Genomic DNA, 16854 nt, shown 5'->3' on the forward strand with positions numbered 1-16854 from the left:
CCTTCGAGACGCCCGCCCTCGCTGACGCTTCGGCGGGCTCCTCAGGATGAGGCGGAGCGAACTCGCGCTGCGTGGCTGGCCCGCGCAGCTCGCACATGCGCGCCCCCGCGCACACTTTCCCGCAAATTCCCCCGCGCTTTCAGCCGCTTGATCTTCCGAAAAATTATTTATCCCCATCTTCCTAGCTTAACTTAAAATCCTCTCCGCTCGGTCCCATGAGGGACGCGAACCGGTTGCGCCGGCTCGTGGGGTCCGGGCCGGCGCCCGCGGGCGTGGCCTCGCTAGCCACGCGCTCGGGCGGCGTCGGGCAAGCGCAAACAAGTTTACGCAGTTTGCGCAAACGCAAACTGCTTTGCCGGGGGCACTAAGACCCCCTGCCGGGAGCCGGCTGACACCGAGTGCCTCGGGACTTTGCGAGGCCTCCGTTGAAAGCGCGGCCCGACGCCGACAAGTCGCCGGACGGCGCGCCGAAAGGCGCCGCGCGGTCGACGGCTTGCTTGCGCGGACTGCGCAAGCTTGTCCGCGATGACCGCGCGCCGAACGACTACGTCGCGCCCTCTCGGCGCGCCGTCCCCCTCGCGTTTTCGCGGGGGTCTACTCCCCTCGCCGCCTGTTTCGGCGAGGGCCACCGCAGCAAAGCTCGGGCGCGAACGCGCCGCGAGAACGATGGAGCACGCCCGCCATGACCACCACGACGAAACCGGCCGCCATGGCCAATGCCAAAACCAACGCCGCGCTCGATGAACTCTACGACGGGCTCGTGCGCGTCACCCGCACAGCCATCGACCAGCTCGAGCGCAAGCTCAATGCGCCGCCGCCGCCGGTGACGGTGCCCTTCTCGGACGATCCTGACGTGTGCGCCGCGCGGCGCTGGCTGTCCGATCACTATGCGCTGTGGCTGTTCTGCGACAACGCCGCGTGCCTGCGCGCGTGTCGCTGCCGCGGCCGCCATGTCGCCTGCTATCGCTTCACCATGGACCGCGTGCCGGACGACGCGATCGCCGGCATGCGCCTCTGTCTCGATGCGCACGTCGCTGGCGAGGATCCGCTCAAGCTGCGCGGCGAACAGCGCCGCGCCATCGATGCGCTGATCGCCTGGCGTCGGCGCTTCGGCCTGACGCCCTTGCCGTGGTCGGTCGCGCCAGCGAAGCCGCGTCCGCACCAGGCGCGCGCGGCGCATGGCACGGACTCGTAAGCGCCCGCCGTGGCGCCGCGCGTCAGCGCAGCGCCACCTCGGCCACCTTGTCCTTGACGTCTTCCTTCGGGTCGGCGCCGAACAACATCTTGATGCCGGCCACCAGGCTCGAGGCGTCCACCCAGATCTCGGCGCGCTCGGCGTCGAGCCGCAGCAGCGCCAGCTTGGGGTCGTCCTTGCCGCCCTCGAACCACGCGGCGACATAGCGGTTCCACAGCCTGTCGATGGTGGCGCGATCGGTGTCGACGCGCAGCGTGCCATGCACGGTGGCGAAGATGTCGTGGCCCTTGGAGGCAAAGGTCGCGATGGCGCGGTTGCCGCGCGCGAGGTTCTGCACCAGCGCATTGTCCTTGGTGGTGAAGAACCAGATCGGACTGCGCTCGCCGTCGAGCTGCGCCGTCATCGGCCGGGCGTGGCCGTCCTCGACGCCGTCGAGGCCGATCATCATCGTCATGTCGGATTTCAACGCGCTCCAGAAGCGCGCCTGGATTTCTGCTTGGGTCGGCATTGTCTCTGTGTCTCCCGTGGTTCGCAGGGCCAACGGCGATGGCGCGCCCCGCGTTCCACGCGCCGGCCGCGCCGTGCGGGCCGCTGTGCCGCACCGCCCCTACCCCGCCGCGTCGGCCGTTTGCTGCACGCTCACCGCACAAACGGTTGCGGTCGCAACGACTGTGCATCGCAGCAACTTTTCGGCGGTATCGGCGGCGCAATTTGGTTGCGTTTGGGAACTTGTTTCGCTCATCATTCGCAACACCGTGTCGAACGAGACAAGAGCGGGACCCTGCCCGCCTCGAGGGGAAGAAACGGAAGGCTGCCGATGCAGAGCGGAATCGGAATTCGTGCCCAGGTCGCGATGCTGTTCTTCACGACGCTCAACGTCGCGGTGTTCACCGTCGTCGTCTATGTCGTGATGTTGTCGCCGACGCTCAACGTCCACGCCGGCTATTGGATGCTGTTCAGCATGATCGGCAGCGCGCTCATCACCGCGCCGTTGTGCTGGCTGGTCGCGCCGCGCGTCAGCGGCAAGCTGCGCAAGCGCCTTGTCGCCGAGCGCTCGCCGCTGTCGGACGCGCCGTCGCGCCCGGTCTGAGGCTGCCGCCACTGCCGCCGAGCCCATGAACCGCTGCCGCCCTCGCCACGACAAAGGGGACGAAGCGTGCTCATATCGGCCGCGGGGGCCTCATGTCCGACGAAATCGATCCGCTGCGCGACGCCATCGTCGCGGCCATCGCCTGTGTCGTCATCGTCGCCGCGGCGATCGCCTTTGCCGGCCGCGCCCGCGCCGACATGGGCCCGTGTCGGCCCGACGCGTTCGAGGGCCTGACCTGTGGCGCGGGCCCGGGCGCCGCGCGCATCATCGCCGATACGCTCTCGCCGACGCGTGAGCGCGGCTTTGCCTGGCGCACCCCCCGCGCCGCCCCGCGCGACGAGCCGGAAGACGAGACGCTCGAATTGCTGCTGGTGCGGCTCAAGGACGGCGCGGTGCTCGCCAAGAGCACGACCGGCTATTGGAACAACGGCGACAGCCACGCCAACCGCCGCAGCGAGGATGTGAGCTGGTCGCCGGACGGCACCCTCGCCGTGCGCGCGATGCAGCTGCGTTTCAACACCGGCGCCTTCGAGCTTTATGCGCTCCGCGCCGCCAGCCCGGCCGTCATCGATTTGCTGAAGATCGTCGAGCCGGCGGTGCGCGCGAAGCTGAAGCTGCCCAAAGCCTTGTCCGAGAACTGGGTGTTCTCCGTCTTCGGTCGCGACAACCTCACCATCGGCAACGACGGCGTCATCCGTTTTCGCGTCACCATGTGGGTGCCGAAAGAGGGACCGGAAAAGCCGTTCGACATCGTGCTGCGCCTGAGCGAGAACAACAAACAGCTTGCCGTGCGCGTGACGTCGATCACCGAAGGGTCAGACCCGGAATGAAGCCGCTCGCTTTTGTTTTTGTCATCGCCGCAGCATCCAGCGCGGCATCCAGCGCGGCTTGGGCGCAGGAGCCGCCGAAGGCCGAGGATCGCGCTGCGATCGAGACCTGCCTCAAGCGCGAAGCCGACCGGCCGGAACGCTGCATCGGCATCGTCTATCAGCCGTGCACCGATGCGCCGGCCGAGCCGAACGATGCCTTCCCCCCGGGCTCGACGCCGGGCCAGGAACGATGCGCCGCACGCGAACGGGCGGTGTGGCAGGCCATGATCGACGCGAGCCTGAAAGCGCTGCGCGAAGGGCCCGCAGGCCAGTCGCCGGTGCAGCCTTATAACCGGCCGCCGCAGACCCGCCTCACCCACCCCGTCTCGGGCGCGACGCTGATCGACGATATGGAAACGGCGTGGGAAACCTGGCGCGCCAAAGCCTGCGATATCGAAGGCCTGCGCTACGAAGGCGGCACGGTGGCGCGCACGATCTACGCGACCTGCAGCAACCGCGAAACCGCGCGTCACGCGTTGTGGCTCAAGGCGGTCGAAAACGATTGATCGCCGCGCCTATTCGCCTTCCTGCTCGAAACGCTCCGCCAGCGCGTCGAGATCGCGGAACGCGCGCTGCGCCGTCTTCTCGTTCTCGACATGCGCGCGCTTGGCGCCGTTGATGGTGAGATCGCCCTCGCCCCACGGCGCCGTGTCGATCTCTAGTTTGTTCTTGCCGTCGGTGGCGGTGAAACGCTGCACCGTCGCGCCCTTGCCGGTCGGCAGGCTGGTGTCGGGCGTCCAATCAAGCTTCTTCGTCATCGTCCGAGTTCCTTCGCGTCGCGCTATGCTTCTGGCATGGCGCGCGAACGCGACGATTGATCCAGCGCAAGGTGGGCGGCCCGGTATCGTGATGTGACACGCGGGCAATCCACGGGAGCAGCGCATGGCCAACATGATGAAAGCCGCCGTCGTCCGGAGCTTCGGCAAGCCTCTCACCATCGAAGAAGTCAAAGTTCCCGAACCGGGCCTCGGTGAAGTGCTCGTGAAAGTGCGCGCCAGCGGCGTCTGCCACACCGATCTGCACGCGGCGAACGGCGACTGGCCGGTGAAACCCAATCCGCCCTTCATTCCGGGACACGAAGCCATCGGCACCGTCGCCAAGGTCGGCAAAGGCGTGCTCGGCCTCAAGGAAGGCGATATCGTCGGCGTGCCCTGGCTGCACGATGCCTGCGGCTGCTGCGAATACTGCACGAGCGGCTGGGAGACCGTGTGCGAGAGCCAGCACAACACCGGCTACAGCGTCGACGGCGGCTATGCCGATTACGTGCTGGCAGCCGCGGCCTATGTCGGCCGCATCCCGAAGGGCGCCGATCTCATCGCCATGGCGCCAATCCTGTGCGCCGGCGTCACCACTTATAAGGGTCTCAAGGAGACCGAGGCCAAGCCCGGCGAATGGGTCGCCATCTCCGGCATCGGCGGTCTCGGCCATGTCGCCGTGCAATATGCGAAGGCCATGGGCCTGCATGTCGCCGCCATCGATGTCGCCGACGACAAGCTCGCTTTGGCCCGCAAGCTTGGGGCCGACGTCACCGCCAACGCCAAGACCGAGGACGCGGTCGCCAAAGTGATCAGGGAAACCGGCGGCGGCGCGCACGGCGTCCTGGTCACGGCCGTGTCGAACGCCGCTTTCGGTCAGGCCATCGCGATGACCCGCCGCCGCGGCACTGTCGGCCTTGTCGGCTTGCCGCCAGGCGATTTCCCGACGCCGATCTTCGATGTCGTGCTCAAGCGCATCACCGTGCGCGGCTCGATCGTCGGCACGCGCAAGGACCTCGTCGAGGCGCTCGCCTTCGCCGCCGAAGGCAAGGTGAAAACGACGGTGACCACGCGCAAGCTCGAAGACATCAACGATATCTTCGACGCCATGACCAAGGGCACCATCGACGGCCGCGTCGTGCTCGATATGGCGTGAGGCGTCAGCGCGGCAGGCGCCCGATCAGATCCTGCGCATCTTTGAGCGCCGTGCCGAAGGCCGGCTCGCGCGGCGCCCGCTCGGCAAAGCAGCGCAGGAAATCCCGCTCATCTTTCGCCTGCTCCGCCTCCGACTTGGTTTGAGACTCGCGACGGATGCGTTCGCAGACTCCAATGGGACCGATGGCGGCGCTGGCCTTGCCACACGCAAGATAGACGCGGCCGCCATAAGAAACGGTGACGAACACCTCGTCCGCCTTGGCCGGCACGGCGTCTTGGGAGCGCGCGGCAAGCATGGCAAAGGCGAACGTCGCCTCATCCGGCTTCATGACCGGCAATGCAACGAACTTCGTCACTGCCGCGTCGGTGCTGATGGCTTGAGTGTAGAAGGCGTTGGTCGCAGCCGCCGCGGCCAAGCTCCGCGGCATGCGCGCCCCCTTGTCGCCCCACCATTGCCGATGGCCGACGAGCCAGCGCCGCAGCAGGCCCTCGGTCGTGACGACCACCTGCAGAGGGCCATCCACGGCGCCGAATACCAAGCCGTCGAGCGTACCGAAACCTTGATCGCCTTCGAACAAGGTCTCGATGTTCGACCGCGCCTGACCATCGAGGCCTTTGATCGCGATGGGGCCGATGATCGCCTGCAGCCGGCCGGTCAGATCGGTGCGAGCCGCCTCCTCGCGCTTGCGCGTGGCGTCATCGTCGTCGCCCGCGGGCAACGCCTTCATGGCGGCAATCGCCGCGTCGCGCGCGGCGATGTAGGCATCTTCCGGCGTCGCCGCCGCCACGCGAGACGCGACGACAGCCGTCATACAAATGGCGGCAAGGACCGCAATGTGCTTTTTCATGCTGTTTGGTCGCGCCCCACGACGGTTTGGTTCAGCCCGCGAGTTCCTTGTCCTTGGCCTCGGCACGCTGTGCCGCCGGCCGCGCGGCGATCCGCGCGGCATAATCGACGAACTCCTTGCGCTCGGGAATGAGCTTGAAGATCGTGGCCCAGCGGATGTTGGCGCCAATGACGACGTCCGCAGCAGTGAATTGCTCGCCCATCAGCCACGGGCCCTTTTCGACCGCCTTGGCGATCACGTCCATCGTGGTGTCGAAATCGCCATAGCCGAGCATGGCCCGCCGCGGCGCCTCTTTGCGCGGCGCAGCCCGGTCGATCACCGCCGGTTCGAGACAACCCGGGCCGAAGAACAGCCACTTGAGATAGACGCCGCGCCGCGGCGTGCCGATCGGTACGGCCAGATTCTTCTGCGGAAACGCGTCGGCGAGATAGGTGCAGATCGCCGCCACCTCGGTGATGACCGTGCCGTTATGAGACAAGGCCGGCACTTTGCCCATCGGATTGACCGCAAGATAATCCGGCTTGAGGTTATCGCCCGCGCTGAGGCTCAAGAGATGGATGTCATACGGTTCGCCGATCTCCTCCAGCATCCACAAAACGACCGACGAACGCGAGGGGGTGGCATGATAGAGCGTCAAATCCGGCATGGCGGGACCTTGTCAAAACGTTCAAGAACGACGAGCTTGTTGCTAGTCTAGACCCATGCCGAGAATGTGACCATGTCCAACGACGTCCACGACAATGCCGCCCGCCATCGTTTCGAGCTCGACCTCGACGGCCACACCGCATTCTCCACTTATCGGCGCGAGGGAACGCTGCTGACGATTCTTCATACCGAGGTGCCCCAGGAGCTCAATGGGCGTGGCATCGGCTCCAAGCTGGTGCGTGGAGTGCTCGATATCGCGCGTGCCGAAGGGTCGAAAGTCAAGCCGCTGTGCCCGTTCGTCGCTTCCTATATGGACAAACATCCCGAGTACGCCGACTTGCGCGCTTAAATTGCCGCGCGACAACGGCAGAAAAGATTACGCAGCAACAGACATAACGATTGGACAAAGAGCGACCGATGCGCCGGCGTGTCGTCACCGTCAATGACAAGATGCAGAAGGGCTATCGCTATACGTTGACGGCACCCGCCGGACGCGGCTTCGCGCCCGAATTCACGCCGGATCTGACGCCGGCTCAAATGCTGGCGCTCGGGGTGTTCTGCGGCAAGTACATGACGGACTGCCGGCGCGAGTTTCCCAAGAGCTGGTTCACCCGCGCCAAATTTGCCAAGGCGGAGCGCGACTGCGCCCTCAACTTTTTCGGCATCGATGCCAGCCAGCCCTTATCGGAGTGGAAGCGCAAGGGCTGGATTCATCCCGACGATCCGCGCGGCTGGTTTCAATGGTACTGCCGTTACTACATGGGCCGCCGCATGCCGGACGAGGATGCCCGGCAGATCAAGCGCTGGAAGGCGATCCGTCGGGATGTCGCGCAGATCAGAAAGAACTGCGAGCCCGGCGAACTCCTGTGCCGCCGGCGGCAACGACAGGCCTTGCTGCATTGGGCCTACGACAGCCGCAAGATTTGACGGCCAAGAAGACGTAAGCCCAATGGTCTTCACGGCGGCACAGCGATAGGACGCGGACGCGTCCGGCGGCCGTTCCAGCGCGCGCGCACCAAGTCGAGGACGAGCACGGCCAGTCCCGCCGCCAGCACTTGCCAACCCGGTCGGATGCCGGCGTCAAAATCGAACACCGTATCCAAGATCCGCAATGGCGACACTCCGAACGCCAGTCCGATCCCAATGGCCTCGCCCGCGAAGGTGAGCAGCGCAACCGTTACCGATAGTGCGAGCAAGCTCAACGTCGACAATTCGGTCCGGTCCTGCCACCACGCCACGATGCGATAGCCGATGAGCCAGCCGAACAGGCTCGCGACGAACACGGGTACGGTCACATCCGCCTTGGTCTGTTGGAAGTAATGGACGATCGCCAGCAGCGCGATGCCGTAGATCGCCTGATGCAAGCGGCGCCACCGCAACGGCCCGATCCGGCGGATCATTCCGTCCGTCGACGTGATCGCCAGCACCGCAAGGCCAAGCAGCGCGGTCATGCCGATGATCAGGTAAACGCGATGCGTGATTTCGTGCACGATCTTGACGACGTCGTAGCTCTGATCGGCGACATACAACGCTATATGTGTCGCGGCGTAACAGAAGGTGCCGACGCCCAACATACGGCGCACGTCGATCAATTGTCCGTAGCGCGCGATGGACCGCAACGGCGTGATCGCCAAGGTGACGGCCAGGAACACCAGCGTCCAGAACCCGGTGCGATGAATGACATCGTTGAGCGGACGCGCGCCCTGAACGATGTCCTGTACGTCGAACACCGCCTTGGCGATCGGAAACAAAAGCAAGGCAAGCGCCAGGATGCGCAAGGCCGACACGCGACCGCGTCGGTCGCGCCATAACGCCCAGTCAGAACTCACGGCACGGGCTCCCTAGGAATGTCGGCCATCATGCACACGCGCGCTGGCGCGCGCGGTATTATGTCGAGATATTGCGCTATTTTGCTTGATTTTACGCCAGTTCCGCATTGCACAATTCTACCTTTCCAAAGCCGTGGAACGTACTAACATTGTTTGCATTGTTCGATTCGTCACAACCGATCACAAGGTTGCGCGTTACGAACTGCCGATGAGCCGGACGACGGCAGCACGCCACAGGGGAAAGGGCTGGTCACACACGCGGCGATGCGCCGAGGAGGCCACTTATGTCGAAACCCTGGCTTCGTAATCTGGTGATTGTGTCGGCGACCCTGTTCAGCTTTTCTGCTTTTGCACACGACAGTTGGATCAATCGCGGCGGCTTCAAGAATGCCGCCGGCGAGTGGTGCTGCGGCGATTACGATTGCAAAAGCTATTCGCAGATCAGATCGAACGCGCAAGGATGGATGATCGACGGCGAGCTTGTGCCTTACGATGAAGCCATGCCCGTGTCGCCTCCGGACGGTCAGTTGACGATCTGCCGTCGCCCCGATGGAAGCCGTCGCTGCGTGTTCGGCCTGAAGCCAGGCCTATAAGCGGCAAGCCTTTTTCGTTCGGCCGACGGCGTCCGTCGCCGCTACACGCGCGGCATCGGACGCCCGCCCCCTTCTTTCGACGGCACCTTCACCCAGGCTTCGCCGTGGAGAACGACTTCGCCATCGACGCTGCATGTGCATTCGAGCCGCGCGCGACGCCGTTCCGGCATCAGCTCCGCGACCGTGACTTTCACTTCGACGGTGTCGCCGATTTTGACCGGCGCCTGGAAGTTCAGCGTTTGCGAAATGTAGACGGCGCCCGGCCCCGGCAGCCGCGTGCCGAGCACCGCCGAGATCAGGCTGGCGGTATAGAGGCCGTGAGCGATGCGCGTGCCGAACGGCGTCTGCGCCGCGAAATGCTCCGACAGGTGGATCGGGTTACGGTCGCCGGTCACCTCGGCAAAGCCGACGACATCGGACGATTCGATCGTCTTGCGCAGCGTCTCGGTCATGCCCACCGAGAGGTCTTCGAAATAGAGCATCTGCAAAGGCAAAATCATATCGTCATGCTTTCACAAGGCTTGGCGGTATTTTGACATACATCATAACGGTTGTTGCCTCGAGCGTGTTCAATGGCGACGTTGATCATTTCAGAACGGTACGTGTCATGATCCTCATTCGGTTTGCCATCAGCATTTTCGCACTCGCTTTGCTCGGCCTCGCTCTTTCCCTCAGCTCGGCGCAAAGCGAGCAAGACAATCCTGTCGACGTTGCTGTCGTCACGGCACGCTAGTCTCGGTTCGGCAGAGCCGCCACAGCGCGGCGATGAGGCCGATATTGACCAGGGCCAAGACGGTCAGCACGCCGATGGTTGCATTCGCCCCGACGCGCTCGATGAGCAAGGCACCTGCTGACGGCGCCAGGGCCTGAACGATCAGGCTCGGAAAAGCGAGCTTCCCCATCAGGCGTGGAAAGCGGATCGGGCCGAACAGCGCGAGCGGCAGCGTCCCCCGCCCGATCCACGAAATGCCGTAGCCGGCGCCATACAGCAGGATCACCAGCGCCAGCACGGGAAAGTGCGCCATGAGCAGCGCCAGCCCGATCGCCATCAGCAGGCACGACGCGACCATCGTCCAGATCGGGTGATAACGGTTGCCGAAGAGACGTTCGACGATGCGCGCGCCGACTTGCGCCGGCCCGAACAAAGTGCCGAGGCCGACCGCGACGGCGAGCTCGACGCCGCGCGCTTCCAGAAACAGCATCAGATGCACGATCACGGTCGAGCCGATGCCGGCGGCGATCGACAGAACAACGGCCAGGATCGCAAAGATCAAACCTTCGTTCGCGCGGGCGGTCGGTGGCGCGGCGCCTTCGGCGGCGGCGACCGGCGATGCTTTGGTATCGCCGCGCAGCACGGCCATCTGCAGCGGTAACGCGATCAGCAGATGCAGACCGGCGTAAACGAAGCAGGCGCTGCGCCAGCCGAGATGATCGATCATGAAGGCGCTGAGCGGCCAGCAAACCGTGCTGGCGAAGCCGCCGAACAAGGTCAGATTGGTGATCGGCGCACGGGCGTCGCTGCCATAAAGACGGCCGAGCGCGGCAAAGACGGCGTCGTAAAGCCCTGTGCCCATGCCGAAGCCGATCACGACCCATGAAAGGAGGTACGCCGGCAGGTTCGGCGCCAGCCCGACGCCGGTAAGCCCCGCCGCATACAGCAGCGAACTCGCCAGCAGCACCGGCCGCCCGCCATGGCGATCGATCAGCCGTCCGACTTGCGGCGAGATCAGCCCGGCGACCAGCAGTCCCAACGATGTGCCGCCGACCACAAAGCCCAGCGACCAACCGGTGTCGCGTACGATCGGCGCCGCGAAGACAGCGGGGAAATAGAACGAACTGCCCCAGGCCAGGATCTGCGCAACGCCGAGGGCCGTGATGACGATGCGCCGATCCAACCCCCGCTCACGCAGTGCATGTGACAAGGCGCAAGCCCTCAGCTCGCCGGCTCCATGCCCTTTTCCTTCAGCACCGCCGCTGCGGCCGGACTGGTAAAGGCTTTGATCAAGGCTTGGCCGATATCCTTCTTGTCGCTCGCCGCCGACACACCGGCGGAATAGGTCGTGTAGTTCTGGATTTCCTTGGGCAAGGGCCCGACCAGCGTGACGCCTTTCACCGGCACGATCTCGCTGATCTGATGCAGGCCGAGTTCGGCCTGACCGTTCAACAGCAGATCCGCGACGTAACCGCCCTTCTTCAACTTGGCCTTGGCGCGCACCTCTTGCGCCACGCCGAGACGTTCGAACAGCTTGTCGAGATAGATGCCGCTCGATCCGCCGCTCGCCGGATCGATGTAGGCGACGCTCTTGGCCTTCAGCAGCACTTCCTTGAAGGCGTCAAGGGTGGCGACATCGGGCTTGGCCGCACCGTCCCGCACCATGACGCCGACCCCGACACGCGCCAAGTCGACGCGGCTGCCGGCGGCGATCTTCCCTTCGGCTGCAAGCGCGTCGATGGCGCCCGGCGTGATCACCGCGACATCGAACACCTCGCCGCCTTCGATGCGCTTTTTGACGGCGCCCGCCGTGTCGTTGTCGACCACCACCTTATGGCCGCTCTGCCGCTCGAAATCGGGAACGAGCGTCAAGACCATCTGCTTGAAGGCGCCGGTGGTCAGCACCTTGACCTCGGCGGCCAAGACCGGCGCACTCCCAGCCAGCCAGAAACTGATCGACAGCAGCGCTGCGGCACCCAAGGCTCTCGGCATCGAAGTCCCCCTCTTTCGGCATCCCTCTATACCATTTTGCGTGCGAATACGGGCGACGGGCCGCCGACTGAGGCCCTAACAGTGAACCATGCGGTAGGCGCATGGGGCCGCCTGGCTCTGATTTGCTCGAAAGGTACTCAATCGACCCGATTGCCTGATTTTTTGGCGCGTCGTTTTCCGAATCCCATCGATCGAGAACGAATATGGGTCATCTGGCGCCGTGATCTCTCACTTCCTGTTGCAGATGCGAAGTGCCCGACCGCCGGAAGCGATAATCATTCTGTCATTTTTCAAATTTTCCCTTAATAATCAATGTGATCACGTATGCATTTTGTGAATAGCTGCAGCGCAACATAATGCCTACTCCTGCAGCACGATATGCCTATGTTGCGCGCAACGGAGTTCGCCGGCGCCAGAGAGGGCCGGCCAGAGAATAGAGAGAGCTTCCCATGCTTGCCCACATTGTTCGCTTCATCCGTGAATGGAAGCGCTACAACCAGAGCCTCAACGAGCTGAATCGGCTCGGCGATCGCGAGTTGGCCGACCTCGGCATCAGCCGTTCGGACATCCCGCGCGTGGCCTGGAGCGCGGCGCACGACGCCTAACGCTTCCGCTATCTGACGACAGCAAACGCCCGCCTCGACGCGGGCGTTTTCGTTTTCGGGGGTGTCAGCTCGACAGCCAGCGCGCCAGCGTCATCACCTCGGCCGGCTGGCCGTAGGCCCGGGTCCAGGAATCGACCGCCCACTCGATCCCGTTCGCCTTTTCGCGCAGCACCGCCGTGTAGTGGAACGGCCGCCCGTCGATGAAGGCGCCGCGCGACTTCGGCACGTCCACGGCGTGGAACCGCAGCAGCCCGAGCTGGTCGAGGACCAGCAGCAGGCTCGTCGTGTTGCGGCTGGCGTCAACGCAGTCGAACTGGTTGGCGTCGAACATATACTGGGCGCCCGCCGCGGCGACGTGATTGCGCGTCCCGGCGTCCGTCGCGATCCGCTTGTCGAACCAGGCCCAAGCCCCGGCGATCGCCTGACGCTCGGCCACGGCCGAGCCTTTCCCGCCGGCCATGATCTGGGCGAGCTTGGCGCGGTCCGCCGCCGAGAGCGCCACCTCCGACCGGTACTTGCAGCCGAAGCCGTGGCAGACGATCACGCGCTCCGGCGTCGGCGCGACGACGGAATAGGCGTCGAAGGTGGCGGCGACGACGTCGGCGGTGCCGGCAAATGCAAATGGCGATGCCAGGGCCCACAGAACGGAGGCCAATCCCACAAGCCGGGGCGATACGCGCATGACGGAACCCGTTACTACTCAACCATTGCCGCCGTGGCAGCGACGACCTATTCATCATCGAATGACGAGAGACGAATTACAAGCAGTGCACGTGATCGGCGGTGGATTGGCCGGTTCCGAGGCCGCGTGGCAACTCGCGCAGAACGGTATCCCCGTCGTGTTGCACGAGATGCGCCCCGAGCGCTCCACAGACGCGCACAAGACGGATGGCCTCGCCGAGCTCGTGTGCTCGAACTCCTTCCGTTCCGACGATGCCGAGCACAACGCCGTCGGGCTGCTGCATGAGGAGATGCGCCGTCTCGGCTCGCTGATCATGCGCGCCGGCGATGCCAATCAGGTGCCCGCCGGCGGCGCGCTCGCGGTCGATCGCGACGGTTTCTCCGACGCGGTCACGCAAGCGCTCACGTCGCATCCGCTCATCACGATCGAGCGCGGCGAGATCGCGCGGCCGCGCGATGATTGGGACAGCGTCATCATCGCGACAGGGCCCCTCACCTCGCCCGACCTCGCCGCCAGTATCCGTGAATTGACGGGCCAGGATCAGCTCGCTTTCTTCGATGCGATCGCGCCGATCGTGCATCGCGACTCGATCGATATGACGCAGGCCTGGTTCCAGTCGCGCTACGACAAGGCCGGTCCGGGCGGCTCCGGCGCCGACTACATCAACTGCCCGCTCACCCGCGAGCAATACGAAGCGTTCGTCGACGCGCTGATCACCGGCGACAAGACCGTGTTCAAGGAATGGGAAGCGGCGACGCCCTATTTCGACGGCTGTCTGCCGGTCGAGGTGATGGCCGAGCGCGGCCGCGAGACCTTGCGCTACGGGCCGATGAAGCCGATCGGGCTGACCAATCCGCATCAGCCCGACGTGAAGCCCCATGCGGTCGTGCAGCTGCGCCAGGACAACAAACTCGGCACGCTGTACAACATGGTCGGCTTCCAGACCAAGCTGAAGCATGCCGAACAAGTGCGCGTCTTCCGCACCATCCCGGGGCTGCAGAATGCCGAATTCGCACGGCTCGGCGGCCTGCACCGCAACACCTTCATCAACGCGCCGAAGCTGCTCGACACCACGCTGCGGCTGAAAGCCAACACGCGCTGGCGCTTCGCCGGCCAGATCACCGGCTGCGAAGGCTATGTCGAGAGCGCCGCCGTCGGCCTGATGGCCGGGCGCTTTGCCGCCGCCGAACGGCGCGGCGAGCAACTCGCACCGCCGCCGCCGACGACCGCGCATGGCGCCGTTCTGGCGCACATCACCGGCGGTCACATCGAGACCATCGTCAGCGGCCCGTCGTCCTTCCAGCCGATGAACGTCAACTTCGGACTGTTTCCGCCGCTCGCCGAGCCGCCGGAATTCGACCGCAAGAGCAAGCTCGGCCGCGCCAAGGCACGGGAGCTCGCCAAGAAGAGCGCGATCAGCCGGCGCGCGCTGACCGATCTTGGGACCTGGATCGGCGCACAGACAAAGGCGGCGGCGGAGTAGCACTTCTGTCGCCCCCACGAAGGCGGGGGCCCATACGCCGTGCCCTCTCGGTAGACTGCGGCGTATGGGTCCCGGGCCTCCTTCGCTACGCTCAGTCGCCCGGAACGACAGCAATCACACCGCAAATATCCGCTTCGGATCCCGCGCCGCCCGCCACAGCAACCACTGCCGCCGCAGCCGCGACAAAGGCTCGGGCCGGAACGGCTCATAGCCGCGCCGATCCATACGCGCGAGCTGCGGCCCGACCAGCGCAAGCGGCAGCAAGGCCGGCATCAGCTGCACCGGCACCTGCCCCGCTTCCATCATCGCCGCGTGCAATTGCCGGCGGGCATGACGCCGCAGCTCGGCCAGCGCGGCTTTCAGTTGCTCGCTGTCATGCCCGGCAAACAACTCGTCGCTCTTGGCGCCGTGACGTTGCAGCACCTCCAACGGCACATAAAGCTGGTGCCTTGACGCGTGCCGCGGCAGCGACAGCAGCAGATGATCGATGGCCAATGCGATGCCGGCATGGCGCAGGAGAATGCCGCTCGCCTCATTCGCCGCGCCGAGGATTTGCGCCGCCAAAGACAGCAGCGCGCTCCAGGTGAGCACCGCGTAATTGTCGAGATCGTCGAGCGTCGGAAACGGATCGTCGTAGAGATCGAAGGTACGCGCATCGATCAGCGCGATCAGCGTTTCTTGCGACAGCTTGTGACGCTTCACCGTGGCCATGAGCGCGGCCGCCACGGGATGCGCGGCCGCCTCGCCGTCGCGCTTGCCTTCGAGGACTTCGCGCCACCATTGCAGCCGAATTTCGCCCGGCATCGGCTCGCGCGCCACGTCGCGCACGCGCGCGATCTCGCCGTTGAACGCATAGAGCGCGAACAAGCCTTCGCGCCTCGCCTCCGGCGCGAACAATGTCGCGAGATAGCGGTCGCGGTCGGTCTCGCGCACCAGCGCCGCGCAGTGATCGAAATTGCTTTTCATCGGATCACTCTCGCGCCGCGCTCAATCCACCGCGATCAGCGCCGCGCCGACCCTGCGGTTCTCCGCGAGCAGGATATTCCAGGTGCGCACCGCCGCGCCGGTCGGCATCGCGTCCACGGTCAAGGATGCGCGCGCGAAACGGTCGCGCAGCCGCTCCGGCAGCACCCACGGATCGCGGCCCCCGCCGATCAGGAAGAAGTCGAGACGTTCCGCCCGGGCGAAAGCCGCCTCGAGCGACGACGTCGTCAATTCGCTCAGGCCGGTCACCGGCCAAGCCCAGATGCCGTCGGGAAAACACAACAGCGAACCGCGATGCGACATCCCGCCGAAGCGAAAGCCGCCATTGCCGTAGGCGTCGATCAGCGCCGGACGCGGCAGATGCGGGGTTTCGATATCCGTCATCATCGTCAAGGAGCCGACAGCGCCCCACACTCCGCTCATTCCCGCGCCAGCGGAAATCCAGAATCACAATCAATAACGCCGCAATTTGCGCGCTGGGTCCCTGCTTTCGCGGGGACGAGCGGGACAGGCCGTTACGGCTTGCTGTCTTTGGACGCCGGGCCGGTCAGGGCGTCGGTGCCCCGGCCGACGCCGAGATAGATGAGGATCGGCGACGCGATGAACACCGAGGTGTAGGTGCCGACCAGCACCACGCCGAACAGCATGGTCGCGGTGAAGGAGTGGATGGCCTGGCCGCCGAACAGGAACAGCGCCAGCAAGGCGAGCGACACCGTCAAGTGGGTGATGACCGAGCGGGACAAGGTCTGATTGATCGCGCCGTTGAGCAGCTCCGGCATCGGCATCTTCTTGTAGCGCCGCAGCATCTCGCGGATACGGTCGTAGATGACGACCGTGTCGTTGAGCGAATAGCCGAGAATGGTCAGCAGCGCCGCGATGCTGGTCAGATCGAAGTCGATCTGCGTCACCGACATGAAGCCGATGGTCAGCACGATGTCGTGCACGTTGGCGATCATGGCGCCGAGCGCGAACTGCCATTCGAAGCGGAACCACAGATAGATCAGGATGCCCAGGATCGCGAGGCCGAGACCGATCACGCCGTAGGACAACAGCTCGCCCGACACGCGCGGACCGACGACCTCGACGCGCCGGTACTCGACGGAGTCGCCAAGCGCCGTGCGCACCTTCTGCACCGCCACCTGCTGCGCGGCATCGCCGCCCGGCTGCTCGGCAATGCGGATCAACACGTCGTTCGGCGCGCCAAACTCCTGAAGCTGCACCTCGCCGAGGCCGAGGCCGCCCAGCGTCGTGCGCATGCCGCCGAGATCGGCCGCCGCGCCCGACTTGGTCTGCACTTCGATGAGCAGGCCGCCCTTGAAGTCGATGCCGAAGTTCAGGCCGTGGAAGAAGTAGAGAGAAATGGCCAGGATCGAAGCGATCGCCGAAATAGGAAAGCTTATGCGCCTGAAGCGCATAA

At 65.1% G+C, this 16854-nt stretch carries 22 protein-coding genes; 10 read left to right on the forward strand and 12 right to left on the reverse strand.

Features of this window, described 5'->3' with window-relative positions; all coding sequences use genetic code 11:
- Window positions 1–682: 682 nt before the first annotated feature.
- The gene (locus tag DW352_RS05900) at window positions 683–1195 is read left to right on the forward strand and encodes a hypothetical protein (protein WP_115689405.1); all 513 of its coding nucleotides are present in this window, start codon (window positions 683–685) and stop codon (window positions 1193–1195) included.
- Between the two features lie 22 nt (window positions 1196–1217).
- On the opposite strand, the gene DW352_RS05905 is transcribed toward DW352_RS05900, so the two are convergent.
- A complete protein-coding gene (locus tag DW352_RS05905; protein WP_115689407.1) occupies window positions 1218–1703 on the reverse strand; it encodes a pyridoxamine 5'-phosphate oxidase family protein in 486 nt (161 codons plus the stop codon).
- A 309-nt stretch (window positions 1704–2012) separates the two neighbouring features.
- Between DW352_RS05905 and DW352_RS05910 the strand changes: the two genes are divergently transcribed.
- The 3 genes from DW352_RS05910 to DW352_RS05920 all read left to right on the forward strand — a co-directional run bounded on the left by DW352_RS05910 (window position 2013) and on the right by DW352_RS05920 (window position 3660).
- Window positions 2013–2285 (forward strand): hypothetical protein, encoded by a 273-nt coding sequence (locus DW352_RS05910; RefSeq protein WP_162826809.1) that lies wholly within the window; start codon window positions 2013–2015, stop codon window positions 2283–2285.
- A 92-nt stretch (window positions 2286–2377) separates the two neighbouring features.
- The gene (locus tag DW352_RS05915) at window positions 2378–3115 is read left to right on the forward strand and encodes a hypothetical protein (RefSeq protein WP_115689411.1); all 738 of its coding nucleotides are present in this window, start codon (window positions 2378–2380) and stop codon (window positions 3113–3115) included.
- Window positions 3112–3660, forward strand: a complete 549-nt coding sequence (locus DW352_RS05920; protein WP_115689413.1) for a lysozyme inhibitor LprI family protein — start codon at window positions 3112–3114, stop codon at window positions 3658–3660. The genes DW352_RS05915 and DW352_RS05920 overlap by 4 nt, the downstream gene beginning before the upstream one ends.
- 9 nt (window positions 3661–3669) lie before the next feature.
- On the opposite strand, the gene DW352_RS05925 is transcribed toward DW352_RS05920, so the two are convergent.
- Window positions 3670–3912: a hypothetical protein gene (locus tag DW352_RS05925; protein WP_115689415.1), complete on the reverse strand. Its 243-nt coding sequence runs from the start codon at window positions 3910–3912 to the stop codon at window positions 3670–3672.
- Between the two features lie 124 nt (window positions 3913–4036).
- On the opposite strand from DW352_RS05925, the gene adhP reads away from it, so the two are divergent.
- Window positions 4037–5065: an alcohol dehydrogenase AdhP gene (gene adhP / locus DW352_RS05930; protein ID WP_115689417.1), complete on the forward strand. Its 1029-nt coding sequence runs from the start codon at window positions 4037–4039 to the stop codon at window positions 5063–5065.
- A gap of 4 nt (window positions 5066–5069) precedes the next feature.
- Here adhP and DW352_RS05935 read toward each other — a convergent pair whose 3' ends face one another.
- On the reverse strand, window positions 5070–5912 hold the full coding sequence (locus DW352_RS05935; protein WP_162826810.1) for a hypothetical protein: 843 nt from the start codon (window positions 5910–5912) through the stop codon (window positions 5070–5072).
- A 31-nt stretch (window positions 5913–5943) separates the two neighbouring features.
- Window positions 5944–6558 carry a glutathione S-transferase family protein gene (locus DW352_RS05940; RefSeq protein ID WP_115689421.1) on the reverse strand — a complete coding sequence of 205 codons (615 nt, stop codon included), beginning with the start codon at window positions 6556–6558 and terminating at the stop codon, window positions 5944–5946.
- A 72-nt stretch (window positions 6559–6630) separates the two neighbouring features.
- Between DW352_RS05940 and DW352_RS05945 the strand changes: the two genes are divergently transcribed.
- Window positions 6631–6906, forward strand: a complete 276-nt coding sequence (locus DW352_RS05945; RefSeq protein WP_115689423.1) for a GNAT family N-acetyltransferase — start codon at window positions 6631–6633, stop codon at window positions 6904–6906.
- Window positions 6907–6974: 68 nt separating this feature from the next.
- A complete protein-coding gene (locus DW352_RS05950) occupies window positions 6975–7484 on the forward strand; it encodes a hypothetical protein (RefSeq protein ID WP_115689425.1) in 510 nt (169 codons plus the stop codon).
- Window positions 7485–7513: 29 nt separating this feature from the next.
- Here the strand turns inward: DW352_RS05950 and DW352_RS05955 are convergent, their stop codons facing one another.
- A complete protein-coding gene (locus DW352_RS05955; RefSeq protein WP_115689427.1) occupies window positions 7514–8386 on the reverse strand; it encodes a protein-methionine-sulfoxide reductase heme-binding subunit MsrQ in 873 nt (290 codons plus the stop codon).
- A gap of 284 nt (window positions 8387–8670) precedes the next feature.
- Here DW352_RS05955 and DW352_RS05960 point away from each other — a divergent pair, with 284 nt between their 5' ends.
- Window positions 8671–8979, forward strand: coding sequence for a hypothetical protein (locus tag DW352_RS05960; RefSeq protein WP_115689429.1), 309 nt, complete (start codon window positions 8671–8673; stop codon window positions 8977–8979).
- 41 nt (window positions 8980–9020) lie between these two features.
- Here the strand turns inward: DW352_RS05960 and DW352_RS05965 are convergent, their stop codons facing one another.
- The 3 genes from DW352_RS05965 to DW352_RS05980 all read right to left on the reverse strand — a co-directional run bounded on the left by DW352_RS05965 (window position 9021) and on the right by DW352_RS05980 (window position 11683).
- Entirely contained in the window at window positions 9021–9479 is a 459-nt protein-coding gene (locus tag DW352_RS05965) for a MaoC family dehydratase (protein ID WP_115689431.1), read from the reverse strand.
- 219 nt (window positions 9480–9698) lie between these two features.
- Window positions 9699–10874 carry an MFS transporter gene (locus DW352_RS05975; RefSeq protein ID WP_115689435.1) on the reverse strand — a complete coding sequence of 392 codons (1176 nt, stop codon included), beginning with the start codon at window positions 10872–10874 and terminating at the stop codon, window positions 9699–9701.
- Window positions 10875–10912: 38 nt separating this feature from the next.
- Entirely contained in the window at window positions 10913–11683 is a 771-nt protein-coding gene (locus DW352_RS05980; protein WP_115689437.1) for a molybdate ABC transporter substrate-binding protein, read from the reverse strand.
- Window positions 11684–12132: 449 nt separating this feature from the next.
- Here DW352_RS05980 and DW352_RS05985 point away from each other — a divergent pair, with 449 nt between their 5' ends.
- Window positions 12133–12288, forward strand: coding sequence for a DUF1127 domain-containing protein (locus tag DW352_RS05985; RefSeq protein ID WP_115689439.1), 156 nt, complete (start codon window positions 12133–12135; stop codon window positions 12286–12288).
- Window positions 12289–12352: 64 nt separating this feature from the next.
- Here DW352_RS05985 and DW352_RS05990 read toward each other — a convergent pair whose 3' ends face one another.
- Window positions 12353–12970 carry a hypothetical protein gene (locus DW352_RS05990; RefSeq protein WP_162826811.1) on the reverse strand — a complete coding sequence of 206 codons (618 nt, stop codon included), beginning with the start codon at window positions 12968–12970 and terminating at the stop codon, window positions 12353–12355.
- A gap of 61 nt (window positions 12971–13031) precedes the next feature.
- On the opposite strand from DW352_RS05990, the gene trmFO reads away from it, so the two are divergent.
- A complete protein-coding gene (gene trmFO / locus DW352_RS05995) occupies window positions 13032–14453 on the forward strand; it encodes a methylenetetrahydrofolate--tRNA-(uracil(54)-C(5))-methyltransferase (FADH(2)-oxidizing) TrmFO (protein WP_115689443.1) in 1422 nt (473 codons plus the stop codon).
- Between the two features lie 114 nt (window positions 14454–14567).
- Here the strand turns inward: trmFO and DW352_RS06000 are convergent, their stop codons facing one another.
- From DW352_RS06000 to secF, 3 genes are all read right to left on the reverse strand, one after another.
- Window positions 14568–15419: a phytoene/squalene synthase family protein gene (locus DW352_RS06000; protein ID WP_115689445.1), complete on the reverse strand. Its 852-nt coding sequence runs from the start codon at window positions 15417–15419 to the stop codon at window positions 14568–14570.
- A gap of 21 nt (window positions 15420–15440) precedes the next feature.
- Window positions 15441–15860, reverse strand: a complete 420-nt coding sequence (locus DW352_RS06005) for an Mth938-like domain-containing protein (protein WP_245434336.1) — start codon at window positions 15858–15860, stop codon at window positions 15441–15443.
- 92 nt (window positions 15861–15952) lie between these two features.
- Window positions 15953–16852, reverse strand: a complete 900-nt coding sequence (secF, locus tag DW352_RS06010; RefSeq protein WP_115694261.1) for a protein translocase subunit SecF — start codon at window positions 16850–16852, stop codon at window positions 15953–15955.
- Between the last annotated feature and the right edge of the window lie 2 nt (window positions 16853–16854).

It is taken from the genome of Pseudolabrys taiwanensis (assembly GCF_003367395.1).
GTDB classification, from domain to species: domain Bacteria; phylum Pseudomonadota; class Alphaproteobacteria; order Rhizobiales; family Xanthobacteraceae; genus Pseudolabrys; species Pseudolabrys taiwanensis.